This window comes from Xanthomonas indica, assembly GCF_040529045.1.
GTDB classification, from domain to species: Bacteria; Pseudomonadota; Gammaproteobacteria; order Xanthomonadales; family Xanthomonadaceae; genus Xanthomonas_A; species Xanthomonas_A indica.
The window spans coordinates 2,790,569-2,803,847 of the sequence record NZ_CP131914.1; the positions used below are offsets into that span (position 1 = coordinate 2,790,569).

General features: G+C 69.0%; 6 protein-coding genes. All 6 read left to right on the top strand.

What is annotated here, in order from left to right; translation table 11 throughout:
* The first annotated feature begins 353 nt into the window (after positions 1–353).
* The 6 genes from Q7W82_RS12140 (at position 354) to xylA (ending at position 13,254) form a co-directional block, all read left to right on the top strand.
* Entirely contained in the window at positions 354–3,200 is a 2,847-nt protein-coding gene (locus Q7W82_RS12140; RefSeq protein ID WP_242161336.1) for a TonB-dependent receptor, read from the top strand.
* 83 nt (positions 3,201–3,283) lie between these two features.
* Entirely contained in the window at positions 3,284–5,221 is a 1,938-nt protein-coding gene (locus tag Q7W82_RS12145) for a sialate O-acetylesterase (RefSeq protein WP_242161337.1), read from the top strand.
* Positions 5,222–5,283: 62 nt separating this feature from the next.
* Positions 5,284–6,924: a DUF5597 domain-containing protein gene (locus Q7W82_RS12150; protein ID WP_242161338.1), complete on the top strand. Its 1,641-nt coding sequence runs from the start codon at positions 5,284–5,286 to the stop codon at positions 6,922–6,924.
* Positions 6,925–6,977: 53 nt separating this feature from the next.
* Positions 6,978–9,860, top strand: coding sequence for a TIM-barrel domain-containing protein (locus tag Q7W82_RS12155; RefSeq protein ID WP_242161339.1), 2,883 nt, complete (start codon positions 6,978–6,980; stop codon positions 9,858–9,860).
* A gap of 525 nt (positions 9,861–10,385) precedes the next feature.
* Positions 10,386–11,879: a xylulokinase gene (gene xylB, locus Q7W82_RS12160; protein ID WP_242161340.1), complete on the top strand. Its 1,494-nt coding sequence runs from the start codon at positions 10,386–10,388 to the stop codon at positions 11,877–11,879.
* Between the two features lie 34 nt (positions 11,880–11,913).
* Entirely contained in the window at positions 11,914–13,254 is a 1,341-nt protein-coding gene (gene xylA, locus Q7W82_RS12165) for a xylose isomerase (RefSeq protein WP_242161341.1), read from the top strand.
* Positions 13,255–13,279 lie beyond the last annotated feature (25 nt).

A 13,279-nucleotide genomic window follows, 5' to 3' on the forward strand; every position in this document is an offset into this window, starting at 1 on the left:
ACTTTCCTGACACAAGCGGACGATTTCGTAGACATGCCGTGGTGCGCATCCCGCTAGTCGGGAATCGCATAGCTGGGCGTGAAATCTTCATTTGCTTCACGCGAATGACATTCCCTAGTCTCGGCCGATCGCGATAGCGAGCGACCTGCCGATCCGTGCAGCGGCGCCATCCGATACGGCAGCGGCCGAGACCGACGCCGTCACAACTCGCAGGACGGCGCCCCTTGGTAACCGTCGCCCGTGTCTGTGTGCATGTCTCCTGGGAGGGAAACAGCATGGCCTCGCAGCATCCCCGTGGTCCGGCTCTGCCGACCGCAGCGTCACGCCGTACCCGCGTTTTGCCGCGTTCCGTCATGGCGCTCAGCATCGGCCTGCTGCTCAGCGCGCAGGCGCTGGCGCAGGACGCGGAGCGCGCCGCCAAGGCGCAGACGCCTGGCGCGGTGACCCAGCTCGACGCGGTCGAGGTCAAGGGCGTGCGCGGCAGCCTGATCAAGTCGCAGTCGATCAAGCACGATGCCGAGCAGATCGTCGATTCGGTCAGCGCCGAGGACATCGGCGCGTTGCCGGACCGCAGCGTCACCGAGACCCTGCAGCGGGTCAGCGGCGTGACCATCGATCACTTCATGGCGCGCAACGATCCGGACCACTTCTCGGCCGAAGGCAGCGGGGTGATGATCCGCGGCATGACCCAGGTGCGCGGCGAACTCAACGGCCGCGACAGCTTCAGCGCCGCCAGCGGGCGCGGGCTCAGTTTCGAGGACGTGCCGGCCGAACTGATGGCCGGCGTGGACGTGTACAAGAACCCGTCGGCCGAGATCATCGAAGGCGGCCTCGGCGGCACGGTCAACCTGCGTACGCGCATGCCGTTCGACCAGCCAGGGCGGGTGGTCGGCGCCACCGCGGACGTCAACTACGGCGACATGAGCAAGACCTACAAGCCGTCCGGCTCGTTCCTGTTCAGCGATCGCTGGAACACCGGCCTCGGCGAGATGGGCCTCATGCTCGACGTGGCGCACTCGGAACTGGCCACGCGCAGCGACGGCATCCAGGTCGAGCCGTTCGTGCGCCGCACCGATCCGGCGCTGCTGGCCGGCACCACCTTCGACAAGGTCTACGTGCCGGGCGGGGTGAACTGGCGGCAGATGGATTTCGAGCGCAAGCGCAAGGGCATGGCGGCGGCGTTCCAGTGGCGCCCCAGCGACGCCACCGACGTGTACGTGCAATACCTGCGCTCGTCCTACGACATGAACTGGCGCGACCGCGCCGCGTTCTTCAACGACGACACCAACGCCATCGTGCCGGCGCCGGGTACTACCTTCACCTACGACAGCGAAGGCCGCTTCGTCAGCGGCTCGCCGGTGTCCACCTCCTGGCGCGGCAACGTCACCGGCAACGATGGCGTGCGCTTCTACACCGACAACCGCTACGCCCAGCAGAGCGCCACCACGTCCGACCTGTCCGGCGGCTTCACCCATCGCCTGACCGACCGGCTGACCGTGCGCGGCGACATGCAACTGGTGCGCTCGCAGAGCGACGTGCTGGATTTCACCTTGTTCAGTTCGATCTACTTGCCGGGCCTGAACGTGGACCTCGGTGGCCGCTACCCGGCGGTGACCCTGGCCGATCCGGGTTACACCGCCAACCCCTCCAACTACTTCTGGAGCGCGGCGATGGACCATCTGGCGAAGAACCGCGGCCGCGAACTGGCCACGCGCTTCGACCTGGAATACAGCTACGACGACAACCCGTGGCTGCGCACCTTCCGTGCCGGCATCCGCGCCACCGATCGCACCCAGACCAACAAGAATTCCGGCTACAACTGGGGCGTGATCAGCGACAACTGGGCCACCGTCCCCGGCATTGCCACCGGCCTGGCCGACCTAGCCAGTTTCATGACCGCCTCGTCGTCGCTATACACCTACTCGAACCTGTTCCGCGGCAAGGTGAACGTGCCGACCCAACTGGTCTTTCCGCGCAACAGCGCGGTCAAGGACTACGCCGGCACCTCGGCGCTGATCGAGCAGATCGTGGCGCTGCGCGGCTCCGGCTGGGCGCCGGACCAGTACCAGTTGCAGGACACGAACCGCCAGTTCGAACGCACCCAGGCCGCGTACATGGTGATGTACTTCGGCAACGACGAGGCGTTGGGCGTGCCGGTGGACGGCAACATCGGCGTGCGCGTGGTGCAGACCAGGACCGAGGCAGCCGGCTACGGCCAGTATCCGGACCTCTCCGCCACCGCGGCCTCGGAGGCGCTGAAGGCGCAGTACGACGGTCAGTACTTCCCCAACAACGCGCGCGGCCGCTACACCGACGTGTTGCCGAGCCTGAACCTGCGTTTCAAGTTCTCCGATGCGCTGCAGCTGCGCCTGGCCGCCTCAAAGGCGATGGCGCGACCGGACTACACCCAGTTGCAGCCCTACCTGCTGCTGACCGCGACCTTCAACGACGACGGAACGCCGAAGGAATGGACCGGCACCGCCGGCAACCCCAACCTCAAGCCGATGAAAGCCGACCAGTACGACGCGGCGCTGGAGTGGTATTTCGACAGCAGCGACATGATGTACCTGACGCTGTTCTACAAGAGCGTCAAGGACTACTTCTCCAACCAGACCGTCACCGAGAACTACGGCGGCCAGGACTTCCTGGTGACGCGCCCGTACAACATGGACAAGGGCCGCATCCGCGGCTTCGAGTACGGCTACACGCAGTTCTTCGATTCGCTGCCGGGCTGGATGAGCGGCTTCGGCGTCAATGCCAACTTCACCTTTGTCGACAGCAGCGGCGGCGTGAACACCGCCACCGATCCGTACACCAAGACCACCGTGACCGGCGTGGCGCTGCCGCTGGAAGGCCTGTCGCGGCGCAGCTACAACCTGGCCGGCATCTACGAGAAGGGGCCGTTGTCGGTGCGCCTGGCCTACAACTGGCGCTCGCGCTACCTGCTCACCGCCAGCGACGTGGCAACCAAGCTGCCGACCTGGTCGGACGACTACGGCCAGCTCGACGGCTCGGTGTTCTACCGCTTCACCCCGCACCTGCAGTTGGGCATCCAGGCCAACAACCTCACCAATTCGGTGACCAAGGTGCTGATGGGGCCGACCTCGTACAGCGACGGCGAGGTCGACAGCCGCCTGTACACGCGCAGCTGGTTCGTCAACGATCGCCGTTACTCGCTGGTGCTGCGCGCCAACTGGTAAGCGCCGCGCCGCATCCGGCACGCGGTCCGCCTGCGGCGAGGCGGGGGCCGCGGCCGGGCTCTCCCCCGATGCAGGATCCGCTCATGGCCGTCCCATTGTTTTCCACCGTCCGCCGCCTGGCCCTGCTGGCCCTGGCGACCGCGTCATGGCCGGCCGCGGCCGCGCTGCAACTACCGCTGCTGTTCGACGACGGCGCGGTGCTGCAGCGCGATGCGCCGATCCCGGTGTGGGGCTGGGCCACGCCCGGCGCGCGCATCCAGGCGCGCCTGGATGGCGCCAGCGCCAGTGCGGTCGCGGGCGCCGATGGCCACTGGCAGTTGCAGTTGCCGGCGCATGCGGCCGGCGGTCCGTACGTGCTGGACGTGCAGGGCGACGGCGGCCAGCGCCGCATCGGCGACGTGCTGATCGGCGACGTATGGCTGGCCAGTGGCCAGTCCAACATGGAATGGCCGCTGGCGCAGGCGCGCGACGGCGCGCGCGAGGTGGCGGCGGCGACTGATCCGCAGCTGCGCAACTTCAAGGTGCCCAAGGCCTGGGCGGCGCAACCGCAGCCGCGCCTGCCCGGGGGTAGCTGGGTCGCGGCGACGCCGAGCACCGCGGGTGCGTTCTCGGCGGTGGCGTACTTCTTCGCGCGCGACCTGCGCCAGCGCACCGGGGTGCCGATCGGCATCATCGACAGCACCTGGGGTGGCAGCGCGATCGAGGCCTGGATGGACGTGGACTCGCCCGGCGTGGACGCGGCGCAGGTGCGCACGCGCATCGCGCAGATGCAGGTCAAGGACGCGAAGGAGCTTGGCGAGACCAGGCGGCGCCTGGCGCGCTGGCCGCCGCCGGCCACCGCGGATGCGGATGCAGGTTGGGCCGCCGCCGACCTGGACGACCGCGACTGGGACCGCCAGCCGCTGCCGGGGCTGTGGGAGCAGCACGGCTACGTCGGCATGGACGGCGTCGCCTGGTACCGCACCAGCTTCACCTTGAGCGCGGCCGAAGCCAGGGCCGGCGCGGTCGTGGGCATCGGCCCGGCCGACGATGCCGACACCACCTACGTCAACGGCGTCGAGGTCGGCCATACCGAAGGGCGCTACACCGAGCCGCGCCGTTACCGTGTGCCACCGACGGCGCTGCGCGCGGGCGTCAATCACGTCGCGATCCGGATCGTGGATACCGGCGGCTTCGGCGGCATTCCCGGCGATGCGGCGGCGTTCTTCGTGCAGCCTGACGGCGGCCAGCCGCGCTCGCTCGCCGGCGACTGGCAGTTCCGCCCGGGCAAGGTCACGCTGGCTGCCAACGACGACAAGAACCAAATCCCGACGCTGCTGTACAACGCGATGATCCATCCCTTGCAGCCGTTCCCGGTCAAAGGCGTGATCTGGTACCAGGGCGAGAGCAACGCCTACCCGTATGGCGCGCTGCGCTACCGCGAGCAGTTCGCGTCGCTGATCGGCCGCTGGCGGCAGGAGCGTGGACAGCCGCAACTGCCGTTCCTGTGGGTGCAACTGGCCAACTGGAAGGCCGGCAACGACCAGGGCGACCTGAGCCCGTGGGCGCAACTGCGCGAATCGCAGACCAAGACGCTGGCGCTGCCGGCGACCGGGCAGGCGGTGACCATCGACATCGGCATGCCGGACAACATCCATCCCACCAACAAGCAGGATGTGGGGCATCGCCTGGCGCTGATCGCGCGGCACGTGGCCTACGGTGAAACCCTGGTCTACAGCGCACCGGTGTTCGCGCGTGCCACGTTTGCCGACGGCCAGGCGCGGGTGATGTTCGACCTGATGGGCAGCGCGCTGGCGGTGCGCGGCGGCGGCAACGCGGTGCGCGGTTTCGCCCTGGCCGGCGCCGATCGCCGCTTCCATCCGGCGCAGGCGCGCATCGAGGGCGACCAGGTGGTGGTCCGCAGCGCCGAGGTGCCGCAGCCGCAGGCGCTGCGCTACGCCTGGAGCGAGAACCCCGAAGACGCCAACCTGGTCAACCGCGAGCAGTTGCCGGTGGGCCCGTTCCGCACCGACAGCTGGTGAGGCAGGGCACGCGCCGCATGCGAGGAACCGGGCCGCAGCCACGCGTCGCACGCCGCGGGTGGATGCTGCACTGCCTGCTGCCGTTGCTGTTGGCCGCGTGCCAGGCCGCGCCGGATGCGCCGCCGGCCCATGCGCGCGTTGCCGCCGCCGCGCCATCGGCGCCGGCACAGGTGCCGATCCCACGCCTGGTCAGCAGCGACGGCCGCCACGCGCTGTTGGTCGACGGGGCGCCGTTCCTGATCCTTGGCGCGCAGGTCAACAACTCCAGCAATTATCCGGCGGCGCTGGCACAGGTGTGGCCGGCGATCCGCGCGTTGGGGCCGAACACCGTGCAGGTGCCGATCGCCTGGGAACAGGTGGAACCGGAAGAGGGCCGTTTCGATTTCTCCTTCGTCGACACGCTGCTGGCGCAGGCGCGCGCGCAGCGGGTGCGGCTGGTGCTGCTGTGGTTCGGCACCTGGAAGAACAACGGGCCCAACTACGCACCGCACTGGGTCAAGACCGACGATGCGCGCTTCCCGCGGGTGGTCGCCCGCGACGGACGGCGCCTGGGCTCGCTGTCGCCGCTGGCGCCGGCCACGCTGGAGGCCGACCGCACCGCCTTCGTTGCCTTCATGCGGTATTTGCGCCAGGCCGATCCGCAGCGCACCGTGATCATGGTGCAGGCCGAGAACGAGCCGGGCACCTACGGCAGCGTGCGCGACTTCTCGCCGATGGCGCAGCGCGAGTTCGACGGCCCGGTGCCGCAGGCGCTGCTGCAGCGGCTCGGCAAGTCGCCGGGCAGCTGGGCGCAGGTGTTCGGCGCCGATGCCGACGAGATCTTCCATGCCTGGCACATCGCGCGCTTCATCGACCGCATCGCCGAGGCCGGCAAGGCCGCCTATCCCTTGCCGATCTACGTCAACGCGGCCTTGCGCGGTCCGTTCAATCCCGGCCAGCCCGGGCAGTACGCCAGCGGCGGCCCCACCGACAACGTGCTGGACGTGTGGAAGGCGGCGGCGCCGCACATCGACCTGCTGGCACCGGACATCTACATGCCCGAGTACCCGCTGTACACCACGGTGCTGCAGCGCTACGCGCGGACGGACAACGCGCTGTTCGTGGCCGAGACCGGCAACCGGCCCGAATACGCGCGCTACCTGTATCCGGCGCTGGGCCATGACGGCATCGGCTGGTCGACCTTCGGCATCGACTACAGCGGCTACTCCAACTATCCGCTCGGCGCCAAGCGCGTGGACGCGCAGGCGCTGGCGCCGTTCGCGCTGGGCTACCGTGCGGTGGGCATGGGCATGCGCGTGTTCGCCCGCGCCGCGGCCGCGGGCAAACTGCACGGCACTGCCGAGGCGCCGGGCCAGGCGGTACAGGAGCTGCCGCTCAACGCGCGCTGGAGTGCCACCATCACCTATGGCGTGCCGCAGTTCTGGTTCCAGGGCACGCCGCCGGGCAATGCCGCACCGATCGGCGCGGCATTGATCGCCGAACTCGGCCCGGACACCTTCCTGATCACCGCCCAGCACGCGCGGGTGACCCTGCACCCGGCCAGCGCAGCGACCGCCAACCTGCTCTACGACCGGGTCGAGGAGGGCGTCTACGACGGCGAGCACTGGCATTTCCGGCGCAACTGGAACGGCGACCAGACCGACTACGGCCTCAACTTCTCCGACGTGCCGCAGTTGCTGCGCGTCACCCTGGCGACCTACTGACGACGCGGCGGCGCCTGTGGTGCCGCGCTGCGTGACGATCCAATGGAGTGAACATGCACAACGCCAATCGCCCCCTGCCGCCCTCGTTGCGAGGCCTGTTGCTGCTGTCGCTCTCGCTTGTCGCCGCGTCCGCTCCCGCGCAGCAGGTGACCCGCGATGCCGATGGCGTCACCGTGCATCCCAGCGCCAAGGGCGCGGCGCCGGTGCGCCTGCAGGTGATCGACCGCGGCATCGTCCGCGTCAGCGCCGATCCGGCCGGTACGTTCCAGCGCACGCCCAGCCTGATGCGGGTGCCGGTGCAGGGCGACACCGGCTTCACGCTGGAGCAACGCGGCGACACGGTGCAGCTCAAGACCGCGCGGATGACCGCGCAGGTCTCCACCATCGACGGCCATGTCGGCTTCACCGATGCGCAGGGCACGCCGCTGCTGGCGGAAGTGGCGGGCGGGCGCAGCTTCGCGCCGCTGCAGGTCGAAGGGCGCCACTACCTGAGCGTGCGCCAGCGTTTCGTCTCGCCGCCGGACGAGGCCTTCTACGGGTTCGGCCAGCACCAGCAGGGCTGGATGAACCAGAAGGGCCACGACATCGAGCTGCTGCAGAGCAATCTGGACATGGCGGTGCCGTACCTGGTGTCCAGCCGCAACTACGGCATCCTCTGGGACAACAATGCGATCACCCGCTTCGGCGATCCGCGCGGGCTGCAGCCGCTGCCGGCGACGCTGCGCCTGTACGACGCGCACGGCAAGCCGGGCGCGCTCACCGCGCGCTACGCCATCGACGGCAAGCCGGTGCTGGAGCGCCGCGAGCCCGACATCGACTATCAGTACATCAAGGACCTGGCGAGGTTTCCCGCCGCCGCCAAGCCCGGCGACAAGCGCCGCATCCAGGTGCGCTGGGAAGGCCAGATCGAGGCCGAGCGCGGCGGGACGCATACCTTCTCGCTGTATGCCAGCGAATACGCCAGGCTGTGGGTCGACGGCAAGTTGCGCGTCGACCGCTGGCGGCAGAACTGGAACCCCTGGCACCACGAGTTCGCGCTGCAACTGCAGCCTGGCCAGCGGCATACCCTGAAGGTCGAGTGGGACCTGATCGATCCCAGCTACATCGCGCTCCTGCATCGCGATCCGCTGCCGGCGGCCGAGGCCGGCAACCTGTCGCTGTGGTCCGAAGCGGGGCAGATGATCGACTACTACGTCGTCGCCGGCGACAACGCCGACCAGGTCATCGCCGGCTACCGGCAACTGACCGGCAAGGCGGTGTTGCTGCCGAAGTGGGCCTATGGGTTCTGGCAGAGCCGCGAGCGCTACAAGACCCAGGACGAACTGCTCGGCGCGCTGGCCGAATACCGCCGGCGCCAGTTGCCGATCGACAACATCGTGCTCGACTGGTCGTACTGGCCGGAGAACGCCTGGGGCTCGCATGATTTCGATCGCAGCCGTTTCCCCGATCCGGACGGCATGGTCAAGGCGGTGCACGCCAGCCATGCGCAACTGATGATCTCGGTCTGGCCGAAGTTCTATCCGAGCACCGCCCACTACAAGGAACTGGACGCGGCCGGACACATCTACCGGCGCAACGTCGAGGTGGGCGAACTGGACTGGATCGGCAAGGGCTACACCAACGCGTTCTACGATCCGTATGCGGCCGATGCGCAGGCGATCTACTGGCGGCAGATCGACGAAAAACTCAACCGCAAGGGCATCGATGCCTGGTGGCTGGATGCCGACGAGCCCGACGTGCATTCCAACCTGGACATCGCCGAGCGCAAGGCGCGCACGACGCCGACCGCGCTGGGGCCGTCCACCGAATTCTTCAACGCCTATCCGTTGCCGCATACCCACGGCGTCTATGCCGGCGATCGTGGCGCCGATGGCAAGCGCGTGTTCATCCTCTCGCGCAAGGGTTACGCCGGCATCCAGCGCAACGCGGTAGCGGTGTGGAGCGGCGACATCGCCTCGCGCTGGGAGGACATGCGCGAGCAGATCTCCGCCGGCGTCAACCTGTCGATGTCGGGCCTGCCGAACTGGACCTTCGACATCGGCGGCTTCGCCGTGGAGAAGCGCTACGAAACCCAGGACCCGGCGCACCTGCCCGAGTGGCGCGAACTCAATACGCGCTGGTTCCAGTTCGGCGCGTTCGTGCCGCTGTTCCGCTCGCACGGCCAGTTCCCGTACCGCGAGATCTGGAACATCGCGCCGGAAGGGACGCCGTACTACGCCAGCATGGCCTACTACAGCCGTCTGCGCTACGCACTGCTGCCCTACATCTACACGCTCGCCGGCGACACCTATCACCGCGACGGGGTGATGATGCGCGGCCTGCCGATGGACTTCCCGCACGACCCCAAGGTCGCCGACATCGACGACGAATATCTGTTCGGGCCGGCGTTCCTGGTCGCACCAGTGACCCGCTTCGGCGCGACCTCGCGCAAGGTGTACCTGCCGGCGGGCACGGACTGGATCGACTTCAACAACGGTGCGCGCCACGCCGGCGGCCAGACCATCGACGCCGCCGCGCCGCTGCAGCGCATGCCGCTGTTCGTGCGCGCTGGCGCCATCGTGCCGATGACCCGCGTGCAGCAGTACGTCGACCAGATCCCGGATGCGCCGCTGACCGTGGTGGTCTACACCGGCGCCGACGGCCGCTTCTCGCTGTACGAGGACGACGGCACCGGCTACGGCTACGAGAAGGGCGAGTTCAGCCGCATCCCGCTGCAGTGGGACCAGGCCAGGGGCGTGCTGCGCATCGGCGCGCGCGAGGGGCGCTGGCCGGGCATGCAGGCACGGCGCAGCATCCACGTGCACTTCGTCGACGGCCCGCGCGCGGATGCCGGCGCGCTGGAACCCGCAGCGGACGCCAGCGTGGAGTACCACGGTCAGCCCCTGGAGGTGCCACGCAAGGGCAGCGGCCATGCCGCCGCGGCGCAGGCTGAATGAGGTTGGGGCGAGGATACGGAGCGCAGCCCCGTGCCAACAACCATCGCAAGTCGCCATATGGCACGTGCTACGCCGCACCCTCATCCGTCCTGGCGGGCCACCTTGTCCCGAAAAGCGGCCATGGTCCCGTGGGAGAAGGGATGAAGCGAATGCGGTCCGGCGCAACTGCGCACGGCTTGCGCGTGTGCTTGATGCGGCGCATCAAAATGGGGGCATGTGGATGCGCATCGACACATCTGCTGCAACCTCCACAACCTGTGTGTGCATGGCGGACAGTCCCATCCGAAGTCCGTATTGCGACTGCAACGCGTGCGGGATGACCTATGACCCACCGCGCGCACCTCACAGATGCGGCGCACGATGGCACGCCCTGGCCTGGCGCGACGCACGCCGTCATCATGCGCCGCTACGTGATGCATGCAGTGCGCACTACACTCGGCGTCATGGCGGGTGGTCCCCGCACGCCGGCCTTTCTCCTGGAGCGACGATGGAACTGGGTGTGTGCACGATGTGGCGAGTAGGGCAATGAGTCTGTACATCGGTCTGGACGTGGGCACGCAGAGCGTCAAGCTGCTCGCCTACGATGCCGACACTCGGCAGGTGGTGGCCACCCACGGCCATGCGCTGGAACTGATCAGCCGTGACGATGGCACCCGCGAGCAAGAGGCGCAGTGGTGGATCGACGGCATCGTTGCCTGCTTCGCCGCACTGAGCGCCGCGCAGCGGGCGCAGGTGCGGGCAATCGCGGTGTCCGGGCAGCAGCACGGCTTCGTGCCGCTGGACGCGCAGGGCCACGTCACCGCGCCGGTGAAGCTGTGGTGCGACACCAGCACGCAGCGCGAGTGCGAGGAGATCATGGACGCGGTCGGCGGCGCGCAGCGCTGCGTGGAACTGGCCGGCAACCCGATCCTGGCCGGCTACACCGCCTCCAAGCTGCCGTGGACGCGCAAGCATCGCCCCGATGCCTATGCCGCGATGACCGCGGTGCTGCTGCCGCACGACTACGTCAATTTCTGGCTCACCGGCGAGCGCTACGCCGAGGTCGGCGATGCCTCCGGCAGCGGTTGGCTGGACGTGCGCACCCGCCAGTGGTCGGCGCCGCTGCTGCAGGCGATCGATCCGCAGCGCGACCTGGCCGCGGCGCTGCCGCCGCTGGTGCCGACCGAGACCAGCTTCGCCCTGTCCGCCGCCGCGGCGCAGACGCTGGGCCTGTCGCGCGAGGTGCGCGTGGCCACCGGCGGCGGCGACAACATGATGGCGGCGATCGGCACCGGCAACGTGGTGCCGGGGCGGCTGAGCATGAGCCTGGGCACCTCGGGCACGCTGTTCGCCTACGCCGAGCGCCCGGTGGTGGATGCAGAGGCGCGCTGGGCCGCGTTCTGCTCCTCCAGCGGCGGCTGGCTGCCGCTGATCTGCACGATGAACTGCACGGTGGCCACCGAGACCATCGCGCGCCTGTTCGGCATCAAGACCGGGCAGGGCGAGGCATTGCTCGCCGCCACCGAGCCCGGGGCGGACGGACTGGTGCTGCTGCCGTTCTTCAACGGCGAACGCACCCCGAACCTGCCGGCCGCGCGCGGTTGCCTGACCGGCATGGACCTGCACAACAGCACGCCGGCGCATTTCTATCGCGCGGCGATGGAGGGCGCCAGCTACAGCCTGCGCAACGGCTTCGACGCCTTCGTCGACGCCGGCCTGCGCTTCGATGCGATCTCCCTCACCGGCGGCGGCAGCAACAGCGCCGGCTGGCGCCAGCTCATCGCCGACCTGTTCGGGCTGCCGGTGCAGGTGCCGGCACAGGCCGAAGGCGCGGCGTTCGGCGCCGCGCTGCAGGCGCTGTGGGCCGATGGCTGGGCGCAGGGCGAGCGCGCCAGCCTGGCCGAGGTGGTGCTGCGGCACCAGCAGGACGATGCGGCGCGGTCCGCGCAGCCGGATGCGCAGCGCGGCGCGCAGTACCAGGCGCACTACCAGACGTTCCAGCGGCATCTGCAGGCCATCGGGCCGCTGTACGCCGCGTGATTTCCTTTCCCCCGCAACGCACCAGGACTTCGTGATGAGCACTTCTGTCTACACCGGCGCCAAGGCGTACTTCCCGGGCATCGGCCGCATTCCGTTCGAGGGCAAGGCCTCGGACAATCCGCTGGCGTTCAAGGTCTACGACGCCGGCAAGCGCATCGGCGACAAGACCATGGCCGAGCATCTGCGCTTCGCCGTCGCCTACTGGCACAGCTTCTGCGGCAACGGCGCCGATCCGTTCGGCCCGGGCACCCGCGCCTATCCCTGGGACGCCGGCAGCGATGCGCTGGGCCGCGCCGAGGCCAAGGCCGATGCGGCGTTCGAGTTCTTCACCAAGCTCGGCGTGCCGTACTACTGCTTCCACGACGTGGACCTGGCGCCGGACGCCGAGGACATCGGCCAGTACGAGAAGAACCTCAAGCACATGGTCGGCATCGCCAGGCAGCGCCAGGCCGACACCGGGGTCAAGCTGCTGTGGGGCACCGCCAACCTGTTCTCGCACCCGCGCTACATGAACGGCGCGGCGACCAACCCGGACTTCGACGTGGTCGCGCGTGCGGCGGTGCAGGTCAAGGCCGCGCTGGACGCGACCGTCGAACTGGGCGGCGAGAACTACGTGTTCTGGGGCGGCCGCGAAGGCTACGCCTGCCTGCACAACACGCAGATGCGGCGCGAACAGGAGCACCTGGCGCGGTTCCTGACCCTGGCCCGCGACTACGGCCGCAGCATCGGCTTCAAGGGCAACTTCCTGATCGAGCCCAAGCCGATGGAGCCGATGAAGCACCAGTACGACTTCGACAGCGCCACCGTGGTCGGCTTCCTGCGCCAGTATGGCCTGGACCAGGACTTCAAGCTCAACATCGAGGCCAACCACGCCACGCTGTCCGGGCACAGCTTCGAGCACGACCTGCAGGTGGCCAGCGACGCCGGCCTGCTCGGCAGCATCGATGCCAACCGCGGCAATCCGCAGAACGGCTGGGACACCGACCAGTTCCCGGTCGACCTGTACGACACGGTGGGCGCGATGCTGGTGGTGCTGCGGCAGGGCGGGCTGGCCCCGGGTGGGCTCAACTTCGACGCCAAGGTGCGCCGCGAGTCGTCCGATCCGCAGGACCTGTTCATCGCCCACATCGGCGGCATGGACGCGTTCGCGCGCGGCCTGGAAGTCGCCCATGCGCTGCTGACCGCCTCGCCGCTGGAGCAGTGGCGCCGCGAGCGCTACGCCAGCTTCGACGGCGGCGCCGGTGCGGCCTTCGCCGCCGGCAAGAGCACGCTGGCCGACCTGGTGGCGCACGCCGCGCAGGCCGGCGAGCCGACCCAGCGCAGCGGCCGCCAGGAAGCCTACGAGAACCTGATCAACCAGTACCTGCTGCGCTGAACCGGGTGCGCAGCGGCGGCCCGGT

Bases quoted from the DNA above. Each gene is read 5' to 3' on its own strand.
- Q7W82_RS12150 (WP_242161338.1), top strand. From the start codon at position 5,284: ATGCTGCACTGCCTGCTGCCGTTGCTGTTGGCCGCGTGCCAGGCCGCG.
- Q7W82_RS12140 (WP_242161336.1), top strand. From the start codon at position 354: ATGGCGCTCAGCATCGGCCTGCTGCTCAGCGCGCAGGCGCTGGCGCAG.
- Q7W82_RS12145 (WP_242161337.1), top strand. From the start codon at position 3,284: ATGGCCGTCCCATTGTTTTCCACCGTCCGCCGCCTGGCCCTGCTGGCC.
- xylB (WP_242161340.1), top strand. From the start codon at position 10,386: ATGAGTCTGTACATCGGTCTGGACGTGGGCACGCAGAGCGTCAAGCTG.
- xylA (WP_242161341.1), top strand. From the start codon at position 11,914: ATGAGCACTTCTGTCTACACCGGCGCCAAGGCGTACTTCCCGGGCATC.
- Q7W82_RS12155 (WP_242161339.1), top strand. From the start codon at position 6,978: ATGCACAACGCCAATCGCCCCCTGCCGCCCTCGTTGCGAGGCCTGTTG.